General features: G+C 48.3%; 12 protein-coding genes and 2 pseudogenes. 3 read left to right on the top strand and 11 right to left on the bottom strand.

Features of this window, described 5'->3' with window-relative positions:
* Positions 1 to 7: 7 nt before the first annotated feature.
* Together EDM55_RS10995 and EDM55_RS10990 are read right to left on the bottom strand one after the other, a co-directional pair.
* Positions 8 to 2,059 (bottom strand): sigma 54-interacting transcriptional regulator, encoded by a 2,052-nt coding sequence (locus EDM55_RS10995; protein ID WP_170184300.1) that lies wholly within the window; start codon positions 2,057 to 2,059, stop codon positions 8 to 10.
* Between the two features lie 217 nt (positions 2,060 to 2,276).
* Complete coding sequence (locus tag EDM55_RS10990; protein WP_122960351.1) at positions 2,277 to 3,524, bottom strand: dipeptidase; 1,248 nt, start codon at positions 3,522 to 3,524, stop codon at positions 2,277 to 2,279.
* A gap of 376 nt (positions 3,525 to 3,900) precedes the next feature.
* On the opposite strand from EDM55_RS10990, the gene EDM55_RS10985 reads away from it, so the two are divergent.
* Positions 3,901 to 4,233, top strand: a complete 333-nt coding sequence (locus EDM55_RS10985) for an antibiotic biosynthesis monooxygenase family protein (protein ID WP_092276288.1) — start codon at positions 3,901 to 3,903, stop codon at positions 4,231 to 4,233.
* A gap of 99 nt (positions 4,234 to 4,332) precedes the next feature.
* Here the strand turns inward: EDM55_RS10985 and EDM55_RS10980 are convergent, their stop codons facing one another.
* The 5 genes from EDM55_RS10980 to EDM55_RS10960 form a co-directional block, all read right to left on the bottom strand.
* Positions 4,333 to 5,517 carry an acyl-CoA dehydrogenase family protein gene (locus EDM55_RS10980; RefSeq protein WP_092276285.1) on the bottom strand — a complete coding sequence of 395 codons (1,185 nt, stop codon included), beginning with the start codon at positions 5,515 to 5,517 and terminating at the stop codon, positions 4,333 to 4,335.
* 181 nt (positions 5,518 to 5,698) lie between these two features.
* Positions 5,699 to 6,907, bottom strand: coding sequence for a Ger(x)C family spore germination protein (locus EDM55_RS10975; RefSeq protein ID WP_122960350.1), 1,209 nt, complete (start codon positions 6,905 to 6,907; stop codon positions 5,699 to 5,701).
* Positions 6,907 to 8,502 carry a spore germination protein gene (locus EDM55_RS10970; RefSeq protein WP_092276278.1) on the bottom strand — a complete coding sequence of 532 codons (1,596 nt, stop codon included), beginning with the start codon at positions 8,500 to 8,502 and terminating at the stop codon, positions 6,907 to 6,909. Before EDM55_RS10970 ends, EDM55_RS10975 begins: the two co-directional genes overlap by 1 nt.
* Complete coding sequence (locus tag EDM55_RS10965) at positions 8,465 to 9,613, bottom strand: GerAB/ArcD/ProY family transporter (protein ID WP_122960349.1); 1,149 nt, start codon at positions 9,611 to 9,613, stop codon at positions 8,465 to 8,467. Before EDM55_RS10965 ends, EDM55_RS10970 begins: the two co-directional genes overlap by 38 nt.
* Positions 9,614 to 9,643: 30 nt before the next feature.
* Positions 9,644 to 9,874, bottom strand: coding sequence for a hypothetical protein (locus tag EDM55_RS10960; protein WP_092276270.1), 231 nt, complete (start codon positions 9,872 to 9,874; stop codon positions 9,644 to 9,646).
* Between the two features lie 143 nt (positions 9,875 to 10,017).
* Here EDM55_RS10960 and EDM55_RS10955 point away from each other — a divergent pair.
* Positions 10,018 to 10,179 (top strand): annotated as a pseudogene (locus EDM55_RS10955) (SRPBCC family protein); the annotation flags it as partial.
* A gap of 141 nt (positions 10,180 to 10,320) precedes the next feature.
* Here the strand turns inward: EDM55_RS10955 and EDM55_RS10950 are convergent.
* From EDM55_RS10950 to EDM55_RS10940, 3 genes and pseudogenes are all read right to left on the bottom strand, one after another.
* Positions 10,321 to 11,523: a serine hydrolase domain-containing protein gene (locus tag EDM55_RS10950; RefSeq protein WP_122960347.1), complete on the bottom strand. Its 1,203-nt coding sequence runs from the start codon at positions 11,521 to 11,523 to the stop codon at positions 10,321 to 10,323.
* Between the two features lie 223 nt (positions 11,524 to 11,746).
* Positions 11,747 to 11,920: pseudogene (locus EDM55_RS10945) on the bottom strand (BlaI/MecI/CopY family transcriptional regulator); the annotation flags it as partial.
* A gap of 45 nt (positions 11,921 to 11,965) precedes the next feature.
* Complete coding sequence (locus tag EDM55_RS10940) at positions 11,966 to 12,970, bottom strand: serine hydrolase domain-containing protein (protein WP_122960346.1); 1,005 nt, start codon at positions 12,968 to 12,970, stop codon at positions 11,966 to 11,968.
* 336 nt (positions 12,971 to 13,306) lie between these two features.
* On the opposite strand from EDM55_RS10940, the gene EDM55_RS10935 reads away from it, so the two are divergent.
* Positions 13,307 to 13,621 (top strand): catalase-related domain-containing protein, encoded by a 315-nt coding sequence (locus EDM55_RS10935; RefSeq protein WP_122960345.1) that lies wholly within the window; start codon positions 13,307 to 13,309, stop codon positions 13,619 to 13,621.
* Positions 13,622 to 13,767: 146 nt separating this feature from the next.
* Here the strand turns inward: EDM55_RS10935 and EDM55_RS10930 are convergent, their stop codons facing one another.
* Positions 13,768 to 18,471 carry a helix-turn-helix transcriptional regulator gene (locus EDM55_RS10930; RefSeq protein WP_122960344.1) on the bottom strand — a complete coding sequence of 1,568 codons (4,704 nt, stop codon included), beginning with the start codon at positions 18,469 to 18,471 and terminating at the stop codon, positions 13,768 to 13,770.
* Positions 18,472 to 18,540 lie beyond the last annotated feature (69 nt).

Genomic DNA, 18,540 nt, shown 5'->3' with positions numbered 1-18,540 from the left:
ACCGTATTTACGCACGCAGCTCCATCGATTGCTTCATCATAGAGAGCATATGCAAACCTTTGTCCGTGATACGGCTGCCTTGCCCCCTTCGCCCTGAAAAAATGTAGCCGAGATCTTTTAAGCTATCCATCCGATGGCGCACTTGCTGATCCGTTATCGGCACGCCTTTTCGCGAGGCGAATTCTACGATTTTTCCTCTCCCTACACATTCCAATCTACTTTTTGCCTGCTCCAGACATTCCAGTATGACAAAGAAGCTTAACAGCTCTCCTTTGGCCTCCAGCTCCTCCATGTCCCCGCGTTTGGTTTCCCTCACCAGCTGCTCCGTTTCCCGGAACTGTTCGGGAAGATCATTCTCCGTGATGGTGCTTCCAGTCATTACACTCGTCATATATTGCACCACGCTGTTGAGCTCCCGTACATTCCCGGGCCAATCGTAGGTGAGAAGACGATGCATGACAGCGGGCTCCATCTGTACTTTCACGACGGTATTTTCTCGGATAAAATGGTCGACGAGAAGCGGAATGTCTTCTCTTCTTTCTCGCAGTGAGGGTACTCTCAGCGGCAGAACAAATAATCGGTAGTACAAGTCCTGGCGAAATTTCCCTTCCTCTACGAGGTCCTTCAGACTGCGGTTGGTCGCAGCGATGATTCGAACGTCGATGGGGATGATTTGCTGCCCCCCTATTCGCATCACCTGCTTTTCCTGCAAGACACGGAGCAAGAGTGCTTGCAGTGAGGGAGAAGCATCCCCGATCTCATCCAGAAATAACGTCCCATTGTGCGCTAGCTCGAACAACCCAGGCTTCCCGTTCTTCTTTGCTCCCGTAAAAGATCCACCCTCGTAGCCAAACAGCTCGCTTTCCGCCAGCGATTCGGGCAATCCTGCAAAATTCACCGGCAAAAAGGGACCGTTTCGACGTTTCGATAGGCTGTGAATAGAGTGAGCAAATAATTCCTTACCAGTGCCGTTCTCTCCCAGAATCAGGACGGTTTTGTCCGTAGCTGATATTTTTTGGAGCACGTCCAATGTTGAGGTAAGACGTTCACTTTTCCCGATGATGTCTTTGATCGTGTATTTTGAGGATAAGCCTTTTCCCTGCAATTCCTTCCGCACTTCCTGCTCGACCTTCTGGATGTTGGTCACGTCTTGAAACGCAGTCACAACCCCTATCTTTTCATCCTCCAAAGTGATCGGGGTGTTGTTCACGACCAGATTCAGATGCTGAACGGCTTGCACCTTGTTGATCTCGATCTGCTCTTTGCCTTCCGGAAGGGAAAGCCATGGCAGTACCTCATCGACGGGTTTGCCTACCAGATCTTTGTTTAAGTCTGAGATTCCGAGGATGTTCTTCGCTGCTTGGTTGATTTGAATGATGGTTTTATTGGGATCGGTCGTGATGATGCCTTCGTGGACGGTATTGAGGATGGTATCCAAATGCTTGTTCAATTCTTTCATTTGATTCAACGTTCGGTAAAAACGTCTGCTGTGCTCAATGATTTCCCGGATGTACCTGGCCGCATATAGATTTGCTCGGTCCACATTGGTGTTCAGGCGAACGGCTAGCTCAATAATGGTAGAAACATCGAGTGGACGAATTCCGATATTGACGACCTTCTGCATGCCCCGCGGCAGCAGCTCTGCTCCTTCCGCGTAAATCGCCGTATGAATACCGTCGATCGGCTGTTTGCATCCTGGATAGTACGGCACCATATCGAACTGAAAGCCAAGATTTCGGAGCAGCTCAATCGTTTCATAGGAGGTCTCGAGCATATTGTTGACGACAAGACAACGCACATCCGAGGGGAGGGTCACAAGCTCTTCCATTTTGGCGATGTTAATGGCTCGTCTAGCAATAATGAGCTTCTCACTTGGTATGTTCCAGCCCTCCATCACTTTCGGTGACGATACGAGAACCAAGTCAACCTCATCAGTATTGGAGATTTTCGACTCATGGAGAATGGTAATGCGATTTTGGAAAAAATCATTGATTTGATTCGCAAAAACAGAATGGGTGCGATGATCTTTTGCCACAACCAGAACGGTTCGCTTATCCACAGTATCCCCTCCCAAGATAGTCATACGGATATTCTCTACCATCATAGTATGGGAACTCCTCTGGTTAATAGGGTCAAAAAAAATTTGATGTGACTGGATTTTTCTGGAAGTTGCTAGATAAAGAAAGATAGCTCTCTTATTAGCGAAGAAATGCTAAGCGAGAACTATCCGGATGAATCGTTTCGAATTAGGACTGACCTAGCAAAGAGAAGATGGATCAGGCGCGAGCTTTTTCATCCTTCTTGCCTATACTCATCGATTTCGGATCATACCAGACCTCTTCCAGTACGCGCATGATATTTCCGCCGATCACTTTGGCGATATCTTCATCGGAATATCCACGAGTGATCAACCAGCGCACAATATTCGGGAAGGCTTCTGTCGGATTTTCGATCCCTGCTACATAATCGACTTCCTCGAAATTTTTCTTTCCGTGTGCAGCTGAGATGGACAGGGCACTGGCAAATACGCGGTGGATGCCCACGTGGTCTCCGAACAGCACATCTGGACCGAATGCGACATGATCAATGCCCACGAGGTTCGCGCAATACTCGAAATGCTCCATGAAAGAGTCCAGATTGTGCCTTGGCTGATTTTTCGTCATCGTCGTATGAGGAGCTGCCTCAATTCCGATGACGCCCCCACGCTCTGCGCATGCCTGAATAATGTGATCCGGCTTCAAGCGGTTGGATTCCCACAGAGAACGCGCCCCTGCATGGGTAATGAAGATCGGTTTGTCGCTCGTCTCAATCGTATCCAACGAGGTTTTGTCTCCAGAGTGAGAGATATCGATAGCGATGCCCAGCTTGTTCATGCGGCGCACCGCCTGTCTGCCGAACTCCGTCAGTCCCCCATCGTTCTTCTCCTTCAATCCGTACCCTAACGAATTTCCTTCACTATAGGCGATCCCCATGCAGCGAACACCGAAGCCGTACAGAATATCCAGACGATCCAGCTCGTTCTCGATCATCGTGGAAGCCTCCAGCGATGGCACAAAAGCGATTTTTCCATTTTTCTTCGCCTGGCGGATGTCCTCTGTGGTGAGTCCGAGCACTACCATGTCCTGATGCGCGATATCACATAGGCGCATGCCTAAATCAAACAGGATGTCATCCCATTTCCACCCGGCACGAGAAGTAATCATGGCTGTTCCATTCATGAGATTGTCAAACACGCAATCGAGCCCTGACTGACTCAGTCCTTCATAGCCCATGCTGTCTCTGCCCCACCGACGAAACTCGAAGAACTCATTCAGATTCTCAGGCGCGACAAACATGTGGTCATGCAGAGAAATCACGACGTTTTCCTCGAAAAGCCGCCTCGCCCGCTCTTCTTGTGCGGTCGTCAATGGAATCGTATACGCAGGGAATAAGCCTGTTTCTTTGGATAGCTTGAATTCTTTGAAATCAACTCCTGGCTCCAAATACTGATAAGCGCGATACCCTTTGTAATCCTTTTTTTGCATAGAAATCACACCTTTCTGTTCTTCATACGATGGATAGGAGGCTCTCTGTCATCGCACGAGCCATTGGCTATTCATAGTGAACAAGATGCATTTTCGATGCCAAGTGGGAGCATAAGGAAAAAGGCAAGACTTATCAGCGTTTTTCCTGGGCTGTCTTCGCTGCTATACAGAAAAGCTAACGATGTTTGAAACCAACTTCACCCTAATAGAGCAACCTAAGAGAACTCATTTTGAGTAAGCCTAAGTCCAAGCCTTTCTTTTCTTTGCCTTAGCGATCTAAAGAAAGGAATGCGCAAAGCCCACGTCGAAAAGATAGCTCTTGCCAGCATCTGTGACAATGCCTTACACCGAGGCAGAAAGATTGGGAGGGATATCGATGAGCGGAATTGCAAAAACACCACAGCCACCGTACTATGCCGTCATTTTCACTTCGGAACGTACGGATGGAGACAATGGATATGGGGACATGGCGGATGAAATGGTAGAGCTAGCATCCTGTCAACCTGGTTTTCTGGGTGTGGAAAGTGCCCGAGAAGGTCTCGGGATCACCGTGTCTTATTGGGAATCACTTGAAGCCATTCAAAATTGGAAGCAGAACGAAAGACATCTCGTCGCTCAAAGGAAAGGAAGGTCGGAGTGGTATCAGCACTATAAAACAAGAGTCTGCAAGGTCGAGAGAGATTACGAATTTGAAGCGAGAAATACATAGGAAAACACCCATACAATACCCCCGATAACAACCAGCATTATCGGGGGGTTTTGTATGGGGATAGATTGTTTATTTTCCTGCAAGCCAGTCAGGCCCTGTCTAGTCCATCTCCGCTAGCGCCCGCATCGCCAAGTTGCGTATCACGTTTTCGTCCATGGGTGGATTGTGCAGCCCTGCCCGAACGTCACGATACATCCGCTCCAAAGGCAAGGAACGGGACAAGCTCGCCCCACCCACAACCCGCATCGCCTTATCTACGATGGAAATAGCATGATTCGTTGCGACGTATTTCACCAGCCCCAGCTCTGGAATCAGCTGAAGCCTGCCCGATGGGTCTTTGTCCCAACGATCCGCGATTGCATACATGAGGTGACGTGCGACTAGCAGCTCCGACTCCAAAAGCCCAATTTGCTGTTGGACAGTAGGCAAGTCAGCGATCGGCGTGGGCAGGCTCGCAGGATGATAGCTTTTGGCAAAAGAAACAGCAAAATCCCGCGCAGCGTGGGCAATGCCTAAATAGCACGCAGGAATATGCAATAGCCACGCGCTGGCATCACTCGGTGCCTGTGGCTTCTGCCCAACCGGATAGGAGCTGATGAGCGCCTCATCCGGGACAAATGCCTGATCCAATACCACGTCATGACTTCCTGTAGAGCGCATCCCCAGCGTATCCCACGTCTCATCGATGTGAATCCGGTCGGAGGAGCGTACCAAGAAGCTCCCTATTTCATTTCGTTCCACTATGCTGGCCGAGACCAAAAATGTATCCAGCACAGGACTTAGTGTGCTAAAGGTTTTTCTCCCGGAGAGTAACCAGCCTCCCTCTGTCTTCACGGCTGTCGTCTGCGGTGTTCCGCCTCTGCTGGGGCTGCCAGACGATCGCTCTGTCGAAAAATGGTTCAGGAGCGTGCCTTTTTCTACCACTTCTCGGCAAAACGATCGGAACAGCTCCTCTGGCCAGGAACGAGTCGTCCGGTAGTGGAGCATCAAACCCATGTGCCAGCCGATCGAAAGCGCTGTAGAGCCATCCCCCCGCCCAAGTTGTTCTTGCATCAAGAGCATTTCATAGAGCGAAATTTCTTCTCCTCCATACTCGCGAGGAACGGTTAATTTCACATAGCCCGAGTCCTTTAGATCCTGGATATTTTCAAAAGGAAAGCTTCCTTCGCGATCATGCAGAGGCGCCCTTGCGGCAAAACGCTCGGCCAACTCCGCAGCTGTCTTCACCAAGTGCGCTTCCTTTTCATTGCGGATAAATGGATCGTTTCTTTTCTGTGTAGTCACACGACCGCACCTCCTATCCTACCTGTTATCATATTCGCTTTTCTTGGATCCTTCAATCATTGCGCTGTTTTCCACGCATTTGCTGCCTCGTGAAAGGTAGTTCCGTCCCAAACCAAAACACCCCCAGACAAGCAGTTTGCTCGTGTGGGGGTGCTCGAAAAGGAATGTCGTCTGCGCGTAATTACCGAGGGGGGAGCTGCTGCAGAAAACTCTTCGTGTCCAATCCCGATCTCCTGATCCTGGCATCTACCTTGACCTCGATGTTTGCTTTTTTGAACGCCTCCTGCCATCTGTCCGAAACTTTGTGGAAGTAAGCCGGATCCTGAAGATGCATGTGATCTCCAAAACCAAAAATGTCAGTACCAAAATCCTTTTGCACTTTCTTGATCGTTGCGAGCACCTCCGCTCGGATAAAATCTGCCGCCTTCCTCTCATAATCCACATAAGAAGAATGCTTGGACAAGTCTGCACCACATTGAGTACCATCCAGGATCGTCTCCACTTTGATGTTCAGTTGAATATGCGGAACGTCATTTTTGCCGCGGGCTTTTACATTTGTAGATGAATTGTAGACGAAGACATTGATGTATTTATCCTTGGAGCAGGGAACCGACAACGAAGTATGCCGCAATTTGTTTTGCGTCCAGAGATAAACACGCACACCTTCAAGCGGCAGATAACCCACCAATTTTTCTTTATCAAAGACAGCCATACCGGGTACAGTGATCAAGGAAGGTGGGATCGGATGCTTCATGATATCTGTCGAATTTTGAATGTGCTTGGTACCGGAAACAGTCAATGCCACCGCTACAGGGCTCCTCCCTTTCGATACCAATGCCTGAATAAAATCCTTGAGACGCACATCGGGATCGCCGCCCCACTCATCCTGCAGAGTGTTTAGCTGGACCTTGAGCTTAAGCGTGGAGATTTTTTGGAACGGATAGAGAACCGTTAGTATTTCTTCTGCTTTCACCCCCTTGGCTACTACCAGGTTAAAATCGTTGCGTACCTCCCGATAGCGATCCATATAATCAAGAAATTCCATTAAGCTCGATTTGGCAATCTCCTCCGAAATGACCACTACGCTCATATGCGATAGGATCAGTTTTCTCGAGAGGCCTGTATTCATCTTTTGCACAAGCTCGGAAATGGTATCCCCTTCCTGCGTGTACACGACGGACGGCGTCTCTCCGCCCTTTGTCTTGGGGGACAGCTCCGTGATATTGACCGTTTCCGCACTCAGCTTGTACTTCTTATTCTCACCCTTGTCTATGGCAATTCCGGAGATCAAGGAAATCTCGTTTAACTCTTTGCGGTCCCAGCAACCCGTCGTCATGAATGTGAATACACAGCACAAAAGAAGCAATTTTATGACTCGTGTATACCCCATTATGTCCCTTCTTTCTGCGGAGGTGTGGGCGAATGGGCATTCGGCTGCTTGATGACATCAGCAGGCTGGTTCGAGGTGGGTCTTTTTTTCATCGAGAATACCGGAAGACGCAGGATGACATCTTTTTGATCCTCCAAAATAAACGGTGCCATCGGCGAAAGATACGGGATGCCGAAAGAACGCAAGCTGTTTAAGTGTCCGACCATGAAAAACAACCCCAACATGACACCATAGAGTCCCAGCGAAGCCGCCAAAATGACCAACCCAAACCGAAGCAGCCGCGCCGCCATGGAAAAGCTGTAAACGGGACTTACAAAGCTGGCAATGGCCGTAAGCGCGACGATGATAACCATAATACTGGAAATAATCCCCGCTTCTACAGCTGCTTGTCCGATTACTAACCCACCTACGACCGATACAGTCATCCCGACGGCGCGAGGCATGCGAATCCCTGCTTCACGAAGGATTTCAAAAGTGAACTCCATGATCAGAACTTCGACGACGGCTGGGAACGGAATGCTTTCCCTTTGAGCCATAATACTGATCATGAGAGGCGTCGGTAATAATTCGTGGTGATACGTAATGATGGCTACATAAGCAGCCGGCATGATCAGTGCGATGAGAAAGGCAATATAGCGAATGAAACGGATAAAGGTCGCCATCATAAATGGCTGATAGTAATCCTCCGAGATTTGAAAGAAATCGTTTAAGGTCGCTGGCATAGATAGTACGAACGGAGAGCCGTCTACAATGATCATCGCTTTTCCGGAGATGAGATTGGCTGCGGTAGTATCTGGACGCTCTGTATTAAAAACCAATGGAAAAGGAGTCATTGTTTTATCCGTAATAAACTCCTCAATCATTCCCGAATCAAAGACTGCGTTCGTATGAATAGATTGAATGCGTTTGCGAACTTCCTGAAGGATCGCTGGATTGATAATGCCTTCTATGTAAGCCAGATAAATCGAAGTATGGGTTTCCGTCCCCAACTGAAATGGTTCAAAACGCAGCTTTGGATTTTTAATCCGTTTGCGGATCAACGTGATGGATTGCTCCGCTGATTCCGTAAATCCTTCCTTCGGTCCTTTAATTACCGTTTGGGTAGTAGGTTCTTCTATGGCTCTTTGGCTTTTTTGGGGACAATACAAGGCAACTGCCCTCGTCATGCCATCCAAGCAAACAACGACATAACCAGACAGGATCAACCACGTGAGCTGATTTAACGTACTCGCCATCACGTACTTTTTGCCAGAGAAAGAAGTTTGCATGTAACGTTCCAGCTCTTCGTCATTATCGATTTCAGATTCTGTTCCATCGAGATCCGACAGCGGTTCCATAAATATCTGATTGACCATCTGCAGATCGATGGTGGATGACAAATAGCTGAGCATACCCTCGCGCCCCTGTACTCTGATTCCGATGGTATGTAAATCCGCCGTATTTCCAAATATGCTGCGAATCTCTTGCTTGTTTATTTCCACTTCTGAATGGATGTGCTTGTCCCCTTCGGTAGAAGAATGATAGCTGTAAATCCGTTCCTCTCTGATCTGCTTTTGCCTAATTTTCGCTTTGAACCACGTTGTCAAGTCCCTCATGCTTTTTTTCCCCTTTTCTTCTTCTCACCTTTATGAGGAGTATCACCGTTGTTACTAAAGGGATGCCGATCTGAAATGGGATATGAAGATAAAGCGGGACTGCAACTAATCCCTCCTCAATGTGCTCGGCAAAGTTGGCCGCAATAAACACAGATATGGAAGAAACGAGCAACCCAATCGGGAAGACAAAGTTCCGATAAGGAATCAGGGTTATAGATTCCATCCCTTTTAAAGCTGCGAACAAAAAGACGCACACCTTGAGCCAGATTCCCAGCATCATCACGAACACGACCAGGGCATCCAGCCTTTCGATAAATTTCGCAATGGAAATGTCGCGGATGGTACTTAAGAGTGGAAACTCAACTCGATCGATCATATCCACCCCCAAAACACTCACATTAATCATCGTGAAAATCATCAGGATCGTTCCCGCAGCTGCTACGGCTGATATACCTACCTTTGTTAAGTAATCTTGTCTAGTGACCGCAACCATAACCGTGGTCAAAGCGACGATTTCTCCAAAAGGAAACCCGAGCATCGACGGAAAAACGGCTTGAAAAACGGGCCCCCAACCAAACTCCAGCACAGGCCGAAGATTTTCGCTATGAAAAGAACGATTAATAAAGAGGAAGATCACCAATAGAATTAAAAATGCAGCAGAATACGGAAACAAGATCTCTGTTGACCTGCCGATAACCTCTATCCCTTGATATAGAAAATAACAGCACATAAGAGCAAGAGAAAGTGAAATAATCTCAATCGGCGTTTTGGGATAGATCGCAGTCGTAAGGAGCTCGCAAAAATCTCGAGTGACCCTAGCAGCGATGTAAAGAAAATAAAGCACATAAAAATAAGAAAGAATCCGTGACAGCAGGCTTCCATAGGCTATCTTCAACAATTCATAAAAGCCTTTGCCCGGAAGAAGGGAAAGCATGAAGCAGTAGGCAAAGATCAAGAGCACTCCATAAATCGTCGCGATGCCAACAGAAATCCATGCATCCTGCTTGGCTGACTGTCCGAGCCCAATGACGATGGCTGTTCCTAATTGAAAGATAACAATCATTAAGAAAAACTGGCTGAGCGATATTTTTTCAACAAAGTCTGTACGCATATACCCTTCTCCAAACCACAAGATGGTAGATCACGAGCTCTGCTCTGAGCGCTGCTCCTTCCTACGAGACAAATCCGTACGAACGGTGAACACGAAGCTGACGAGATAACCAAAGATCACGTAATACTCTTTGGTGCCAAAGTCTATATCGAAAATATAAACGAGCGTGTCCCATACGGATCTACCGTACAAACAGATATCGATCATCGTAATCATGAAAATCATCGACACGCTAATAACGAGCACGGAAATCGTAATCATGATGCACCACCAGCCCGTGGAAATTTGTTCCTACTCATTATGTTTCAATTGGTGAGTGAACATACACTTCATCCGGCTTTTATTCGCAATTCCTACTATTCTCCTATATACTTAATGGTATTCTTTGACAGAGGTGAATGCGGATGAAGAACCAGACGAAAATCAAAATAGCGCGGTCGGCCCACGACGTGTTTGAAGCATTTGTCGACCCTTCAAAAATCGGGAATTTCTGGTTTTCTTCCAGTTCAAAGCGATGGGAGCCAGGCAAAACCATCACACTGCGCTACGAGGAGTACCAGGCGGAAGGCGAAGGGTTACTTGGAGCATGGTATTACGACATTGCGCGCAGCACTTGTGCATGAGTAAACAGTCAAATTGACCACAAAAACACCCCTGAAAGCACAACGGGAAATCCGCTGCCAGCTTTCAGGGGTGCTTCTCAAGAACTACTCTTTCACGATTTCTTCGTACAGAGTATCAATCAGTGCTTCCTCCACGTTGTTGAAAGAACCGCGCGTGCCAGCCGATGCATGGGAGCCATTTGTCACGAAAATAATGCCAAAGTCTTCCTCGCGGCTAAAGTACAGGCCTGAGTACAGCCCGTATGCACTGCCGCCGTGACCAAACATCCGTTTCGCTGGAATAAATTCATCCGTAATATGGAATTGCAATCCGATGGCTTGGAAGCCCTGATCCACTCCCGCTTGCGCCCATTGTGTGGAGAGCATCAGCTCCACCGTTTCTGGCTGTAGGATGCGTGCGCCGTTGAGGCTGCCCCCTCGCATAATAGCCATCATAAATTTGCTAAGCTCTCGCGCATTCGTGCGAAGACCCCCTTGAGGTCCAAAGAGAGAGCCGTTCGTTCCTGGTGCAACATTGGACCAGTCAATCGACTCCGGCTTCACCCCTTTGCAATCATCGACGCCTGCGATAAACTGTCCCTCTTCCAAGCTGTAGATGACACCGAGCTTATTGATATCGGCTAAAGCCTGCACATGAAAGTCAGAGGCAGTCATCCCAAGTGGCCGAAGAATATGATCCCGGCAGTACTGATCGAAACGCTCTCCAGACATTCTCTCAACCAATGCCGCATTGATCATCGAAGCGAGGTTGGAATACGCGAAGCATTGTGGATCACCAGGCTGAAACGAGCTCCACAAGCTGTCTACATACAAGGAGCCGCCTGGAACGAGCAGATCTTCCATGGTCGGTGGGTCTGATTGGCGAGATGCTTTCGAGAACACCACATAGAGCTCGCCCCCAGTCTCATCCTCGTTTAAGCTCGTTGTATGTGTCAACAGCTGGCGAAACGTTATGGGAACATCCGGATAGTGTGGATTGCGGAACGAAAAGCCCAAGTAATCACTGATATCGTCATCCAGTTGAAACTTGCCCTGTTCATACTGCTGCATCAAGGAAGTGGCGACAAACAGCTTGGATATCGATGCAATACGGAAAACAGTGTCCTCCGTAACAGCAATCTCCCTATCCAGATCGGACCAGCCATATTCATTGGCCCAAACGACCTGGTTTTCTTTCACGACAGCAGCCGAGACTCCGACGATCTGATACGTCTCCATAAATGCGACTATTTTCTTGTCCACTTCTGCAATCAGTTCTTTTGCAGGCGGTTGCTTCCACAGACTCATCTCGTAAAACTCCCTTTCAGCATCTTTTCCCTAGATTCGGAATGGCTTTTTTCACTTCCTTACCTGTTTCATTTCAGCAGAAGCAGCCTGTTTTCCTTTCTAAAGATCACGATTGCCAGAAGTTTCTTACAAATCGCTGCTTTCCCCTCGCCTCATTCGCACAAGTTTGTGTCCATAAAAAAAGAGGGAGCTGTAAATGTCCCTCTTTCCCTTTTACGAGCTGCTATGATTTTTTATCTAAAATGGAACGCAGCTCCTTCATGTCCTCTTCCGACAAGGAATCGTCCTGAATGAATTGCACAAGCATGGATTTCATCGTTCCCCCGTAAATTCGTCTCAAAAACGACTGCGCTTCGGCTTGTTGGCACTCTGCTTGCGTATAGCGGGGGTAAAACGAAGGATGAATTCTGAGCAAAAAAGCAGCTGACTAAGATGGAATCTCTTAGTCAGCTGCTGCTTTCGTGACGACAGCGGGCAATACATACTCACGGAAAAGAGATAGAGGAAGCAAAGATTGATCGTAGAGCTCGCTGGTAAAAACAACGACCATTTCGAGAGAAGGAACCACGAGGATATATTGCCCACCAAAGCCAAGAGCGAAATAGAACCAGTTATCGTCTGTCCAGTCCTTCTCCGGATCGATTCTTGCACTCCACCAGTGACATCCGTATGAGCCTATCCGTTCATAGGTCAGAAATCGCGATTTTATAAATTCCTGGATCCAGTTACTGCTTACCACTTGTTTTTCTTTCAGCTGCCCTTTCTGCAAATACAGCAGCCCGAGCTTTGCCATATCCATCGTGGTGATCCGCAACCCGTCCCCGCCATTGGGAATTCCTTGCCCGTCTGTATACCAATAGGAATTGTGTATCTTCAGTGGCTCCAACAAATGTTTTTTTGCGAAGTCGTACGTGCTTACCCCACTCGCTTTTTGCAAGACGGCAGAAAGCAGATGAGAGCATCCGGAGTTGTAGTTCATTTTTTCTCCCGGCTCGTGAATTAACGGGCGTTCTAAAACAAAACGAACCCAATCCGAACTGTAAAACATGTGAGGAAACGATTTCCACTCGCCGAACTCAGGCCAATCAAACCCAGCAGTCATCGTCAATAAATGATAGAGCGTGATCGACCGCTTGATAGGATCAACAGACTTGTGATGGAGTGCGGGAAAGTATTCGGAAATGGGGGTATCGAGATCGGAAATCACTCCTTGATCCAGTGCCACTCCCATAAGCGTCGCAACAAAGCTTTTTGTGCAAGAATTCGTCTTCTGGAGCTTGGCAGCCAGCTTCTTATTCTTGTAATATTCCAGGAAAAGAGACCCGTTCTTGATTACCAGACAGCTTAGCACTTTCTCTTTTCGCAGCCTTTTTTCAAATGCAAGTAGGAGTTCACGATCAACCTGCCGATCGTCCGATCCAGCTGTTGGGAAAAAGGGAGTAGTCATTTATGCACCTCCTTTACCAAACCTTAACGACATTCTTTTTCACCATTCCCTGACTCTCCTCCTTCTGTTGACATTACCACAGATATTGTTTTTCTGGATACTTGTATACCCCTTCATAACGCACCAAATGACATAAACCAGCTATTTAGTCATATTCACACTGCTGCTTCGCATAAACAGTATTGTATTTGGAGCAGGTGAAAGGAACGGTGGGTATAGGAGGTGGGATAGTGAAGGAAAACAATCGATCGCAGCATCCAGATGACCCTGCGCAATGGGCTGAGGATGCCCCTGCTACTTTCCATTCGCAGACAGTAGGTGCAAGAGGTCCCGGTGATGGTGAGGTTTTCACTGGCAAGTATTCCAGTGAATCACCAGGAGGACTGGACCCCTGCTTCTCTGGTAACGAGCGGAAGTAGCGAATATGTGGAAGGGCACCTTGTCCGATCGGCTCTTCCCAAACCAGATGACTTCTCGCAGGCCGGACAGTTTTACCGTAGTTTGAATTCGACGCAGCAAGAGCACTTGGTAGGTAATCTTGCAGCTGATCTAGCGGGTATTTCCCAAGAGCTGCTGGGTATCGTGCTAAGCTACCTGCACAACGCTTCTCCAGAGCTGGAGGAACGGGTATCTCAGCGTTTAAAGCGCTAGACTCTACATAGAGGCCATAAAAATACGGCAGCCCTGGAATGATCGTAGATCGATCACCCTGAGCTACCGTACCTTTTTCCATCAAAAGATCTCCACCACTGCGTATATGGCAGTTAGTTTTTTCGTGAAAGCATGAGACTCGATGGCTATTCCTTCAACAAACCCAGCTCTTTTGCTCTTGAAACAGCTTGAACCCGGCGATTCACCTGCAGTTTTCCGTACAGGTTCACGATGTAGGATTTGACTGTTCCAACAGTGAGAATCAACCTTTCCGCGATCTCCTGATTGGACAGCCCCTCTGCGATCAAAAGCAAGATCTCTTGTTCCCGGTCAGTGAGCGGCTCTATCAAGGAAGCGGTTTTTTCAGGTTCTTTTTTCTCGCTTACGCTCGCGTCGGAGAATCGCAGCAGCTTGGCGCTAGCCATTTGGGCAGATAGCATCTGGGAAAACTCCAGACGATCGGTATGGAATGCATCCGGAGTCAGGCTATTCTCTAAATAAAGCACCCCCACCAGTACGCCTGTGTAAAGGATCGGCACGCAGAGAATGGAACGCGGGCGATATCGCACCACGTAGGGGTCTTTGCTGAGCCATGAGGAACATTCGGCTTCGCTCAGTACGACAGCTTGTCTTGTTCTCGCCACATAATGAACGATAGAGGCGGGAATGTATGCAAAGCTGTCTACCGATTCTCCCAGATTTGCCGAATCAAGCAAAGCATCTGCTATTTTCCCGGCCTCGACCCGTAGGTCACCATCTTTCTCTAGAAGGACAAAACCCGTTTCGGCACCAGCATTTTTCATGGCCGTTTCCAGATAAGAGACGAGCAGCTTCGGCAAATCCGTCTCCTTTGAGAAATCCAGGAGCGCTTGCTGGAAGGTTTCTAGATCCAATTGGAAAGAAGAGCCTGAATGCGTAGTCGTACTGCTAAAAAACAGACCGTGGTGATCTCCCATGTGCAATGGCTCCTGCTCGTCCTCGCCGCCCCATTGCGTTACTTGGTCTTCGCACAGCTCTGGGTATCTCTCTCGAAGCTGCCTGACCTTTTCAGTTGCCCCCCACTGCCCAAAGGCTTCGATCGCTTCTGTGATGTACGCTCTAGCAAACCTATCCTTTTTCTTCTTTCCATAAAAGCTTGCCGCAAGCTCACAGGCGATCGCTTGGTTGCGGACATATTGCTGTTCCTTCGCTGACTGGATGGCTTGGTCGTATAGGTCGGTAGCATCTTGATCCCTACCATCCAAGCGTGCTTTTTCAGCTTCCATCAGCCGGTATTTATGCACAAAATTGTCTGGGCAATCTGCTGCCCATTTTTTCATTTTCTTGATATTTCTTTTCACGAGCCTTCCGTATTTTTGGCGGCTCGCATCCGAGAGCTCGTCAAATCCGGCAGTTATCGCCAGCGTCTGGTAGAATACTAATTCCGGTACATGCAGCAGATGCGTCGAGTATTTCAAATGAACAGCAGCTTTCTCGGCATAGCTGAGAGCCCCTTGATAATCGCCAAATAAATAGCAGATTTGCGTTTTGTATGTGTAGTATTGGAAGAACGTCGTTACCTGCGTATCTTCTTGTTGAATTTCCTGCACAAACGCTTCTTCGCTAAACTGATCGTCGCTAAGTGTAAAGCGATGGTCCGTTTTGCCTTGCAGGTTGCGAATCAGCTGTAAATACACGTAAAAATTTTTCCGGACAAACTCGTCCTTCAACTGTTGCAAGACGTTCAAATAACGAGTGACAAGCTCCTCCAATCCTTGCAAAGAGCCCCATACATAATACGCATTGACGTGTGTCCCCATGGCGTAGCTGGCGTAAATGAAATCGCCTCGCTCCAAACCCAGCTGAAGCGCCTTTGCGATGTCTGCATGAACGTGCTTGGGATGACGTACCCACGGGCTGATCGTACCTCTTGCTACCACCAAGGTTTGGCAGGAAAAAGGATTTTGAGGAAACTGTTCCATCCATTTCATAGCAATTTCTCCCAGCTGATCCCCTTCCTTGTAGCGCCTCATGATCAGGCTGAGAACCAGACCGAAGCTTGCGTACGCCATCGCGGAAGCATCCGTGTTGCCATATTTCAGAGCAAGCTGGATATATCTGCACGTCAAGACAACAAACACTTCTTTGTTTGCAAAAAACGTTGGTGCGACCAGTGTCATAATCAATTTCATCGTCGCTTTGATCGTCGGATCACTTACGTTCGGAAGTTGAAGGAGCTGTTCCCTCTTTTTGATAACCTTTCCTCTCGTCATAAGCGATTCGAATAGAATGGTGTGCGGACTGGGCCTAACCGATATCGACGTCCCCAGCTCTTCCAATCCTTGCAAGCCGAGCTGAATCGCCTCTACATACTTGCCGAGATTGGTATAAAGCGCAATCCGTATCCGGTACACCTCCGCACGGTCGATACGATCCCGGGCACGATTCAGCAATTTCCCAAATTCTTCTTCTGCTTTTTCATAATGCGTGCACAAATATTCGCATTCCGCTAGGCGCAGATGCATTTGAAAGATGAGCGCATAGCGTTCGTCCCAATCTGTTTCCGAGAGCAGCTCCATCCCAGTGCGAAAATGCGCCAAAGCCGAGAAGTACGCCGTCGTGGCTTTTGCTTTCATCCCAGCCTGAAAATTCAGCTCTGCCAGCCTTTTTCGCTCGTCCGCGCTCTTGATCTCCTCTTTCCCGATGTTGAGGTGGTGAACGATTTGATAGATTCTCTCTTCCAAATTTTCCGGTCCGACTAGCTCTAGCATTGCTCTGCCAATTCTGGCATGGATGGACTTTCTCTGATCCTCTGAAATCAATAAGTAAGCCGTTTGCAGAACACGGTCATGCAAAAATTCGAAAGACGTGTTCCTATCAATGGAGGAATCCTCCTCTTTGACTAAGACCAATCCTTCCGAGATGACTGGTTCAAGCAGGCGCAGGGTATCTTGCAGGCCAAACCCGGAGGCGCGTGACAGTGTGTACAGATCAAAGCGGTTACCGATGCTTCCCGCGAACATGAGTATCTCTCTGGCTTCATCGGGGAGCTGCTCCATTTTTGCAAGCATCCATTCCATGACGTCCCCGAAGCTCTGCTGTTTATCCATCTCTTCCAGATCCCATTCCCATTTCGCGCTCTCGAAGTTAAAAAGCAGGAGGTGATCCTTGTACATGGCCTGAAAGAGCTGCTTGAAATAAAAAGGATTGCCTGCTGTCTTTCGATACATCACTTCAGCAAGCGGACGAATATGCTCTTTTTCAGTAGAAAGCGTCTGGGCAATCAAATGATGAACATGCTCCAGCGTGAGTGGGCCTAGCTGCACCCGGGTCAGCGCGATCCCCTTTTCCTCCAGGTCGGTAATCGTTTCGAGCAACGGATGAGAATCCGAGACTTCATTCTCCCGATATGCCCCTACCACAAGCAGATGACGGCTTCCCTGTTCGGTGAAAAGCAGTCGGATAAAATGAAGCGTGGCTTGGTCGGCCCATTGCAAATCGTCAAGAAATAAAATAAGCGGATGATTGCGATTGGAAAATACCTGAACGAATTTGCGGAAGACGAGCTGAAAGCGATTTTGCGCCTCAGCTGATGGCAACACTTCTACCGACGGCTGCTCCCCAATGAGCAATTTGATTTCCGGAATGACCTCGGTCACGACGGCACCTGTGCGTCCCAAAGCACGCTGGAGCTTCCTTTTCCACTCGGCGATCCGCTCTGATGACTCCGTGAGAATTTGTCGAACAAGATCCTGAAAAGCTTGAATCAGCGGCGCGAAAGGGATCTCCTGTTGCAGTTGCTCCCATTTTCCTGAAATAAAATAGGCTTTTTCTGAGGCAGCTAAACGATAGCTTTCTTTGATTAGCTCTGTTTTTCCTATACCAGAAAAGCCGCGGACAAGCACTAGCTCCGCCCCCCCTGCCTTGACCCGTTTGTACGCGTCACGCAGTTGAGCGATCTCGTTTTCCCGACCGTACAATGTCGGGGGCAGCTGAAATACACTCGAGGCATCTTTTTGCCCGATGACAAAGGGGCGGATCTCTCTGTCTTCCTCCCACATCCTGTGGCAAAGCACTAGATCCTCCATCAGTCCATAGGCAGTCTGGTAGCGTTCGGCTGCCGTTTTGGCGAGCAGCTTCATCGTCATGTCGGATAGGACTATAGGGAGCTCGGGGATCCATTTATGTGGAGGGATTGGCTTTTTCGCCATATGAGCATGAATCCAATCCAGCTTCGTCTCTGCGTGAAAGGGAGACTGAGCGGTCAACATTTCATAAAAAATGATGCCCAGCGAATAAAGGTCGCTGCGGGAATCGACTGCCCTGTTCATTCGTCCCGTCTGTTCCGGTGACATGTAAGGCAAGCTTCCTTCCAGCGACTGTACCAGATAGCTTTTTCGATTTTCCTTCAACCAGATCGCATGGCTAAAATCAATGATAGATACTTGCTCGCTCTGCTCGTTGATGATGATATTGTCCGGCTTCAAATCCTTGTGAACCACGCCATGCCGATGCATGTCCATCAGGATCTGGCTCAGCTGAATAGCAATCCGGAAAAAAGCTGGCAGGGTCAGCCTTCCCTTTTGCAAGTAGGCTTTCAGCGATATGCCGCCTGTATCTTCCATAATTAGAGCTACGGTTCCCCCTGTTTGCTCCTGGGTCAACGGCTTTACGATTCCTTTGATGGGCAGATGCTTCGCGACATCGTATTCATGCAGCAATCTTGCCGTATCACTGGTTGTCATCGTCTCTGCGTTCAACGCTTTGATAATGACTGACTTCCCATCCGCAGATCGCAAAGCGCGGTAAATCCTCTTTTTTTCGCTTTGGTATATCACTTCCTGCAAAGCGTAGCCAGGTAAAGCTGCCATTTTCAAAACTCCCCATGATTTCCATTTCTTTCGATATTATATAGCGCTCGCAGGCTCTCATCTAGCAAA

Source organism: Brevibacillus centrosporus (assembly GCF_003710815.1).
Taxonomy (GTDB): Bacteria; Bacillota; Bacilli; order Brevibacillales; family Brevibacillaceae; genus Brevibacillus; species Brevibacillus centrosporus.
Note: the sequence above shows the minus strand (reverse complement) of the source record. Positions and strands in the feature narration are given on the sequence as shown.

Bases quoted from the DNA above. Each gene is read 5' to 3' on its own strand.
- EDM55_RS10935 (WP_122960345.1), top strand. From the start codon at position 13,307: ATGGTGAGGTTTTCACTGGCAAGTATTCCAGTGAATCACCAGGAGGAC.
- EDM55_RS10940 (WP_122960346.1), bottom strand. From the start codon at position 12,970: ATGACTACTCCCTTTTTCCCAACAGCTGGATCGGACGATCGGCAGGTT.
- EDM55_RS10965 (WP_122960349.1), bottom strand. From the start codon at position 9,613: ATGCGTACAGACTTTGTTGAAAAAATATCGCTCAGCCAGTTTTTCTTA.
- EDM55_RS10985 (WP_092276288.1), top strand. From the start codon at position 3,901: ATGAGCGGAATTGCAAAAACACCACAGCCACCGTACTATGCCGTCATT.
- EDM55_RS10975 (WP_122960350.1), bottom strand. From the start codon at position 6,907: ATGGGGTATACACGAGTCATAAAATTGCTTCTTTTGTGCTGTGTATTC.
- EDM55_RS10970 (WP_092276278.1), bottom strand. From the start codon at position 8,502: ATGAGGGACTTGACAACGTGGTTCAAAGCGAAAATTAGGCAAAAGCAG.
- EDM55_RS10950 (WP_122960347.1), bottom strand. From the start codon at position 11,523: ATGAGTCTGTGGAAGCAACCGCCTGCAAAAGAACTGATTGCAGAAGTG.
- EDM55_RS10930 (WP_122960344.1), bottom strand. From the start codon at position 18,471: ATGGCAGCTTTACCTGGCTACGCTTTGCAGGAAGTGATATACCAAAGC.
- EDM55_RS10990 (WP_122960351.1), bottom strand. From the start codon at position 3,524: ATGCAAAAAAAGGATTACAAAGGGTATCGCGCTTATCAGTATTTGGAG.
- EDM55_RS10960 (WP_092276270.1), bottom strand. From the start codon at position 9,874: ATGATTACGATTTCCGTGCTCGTTATTAGCGTGTCGATGATTTTCATG.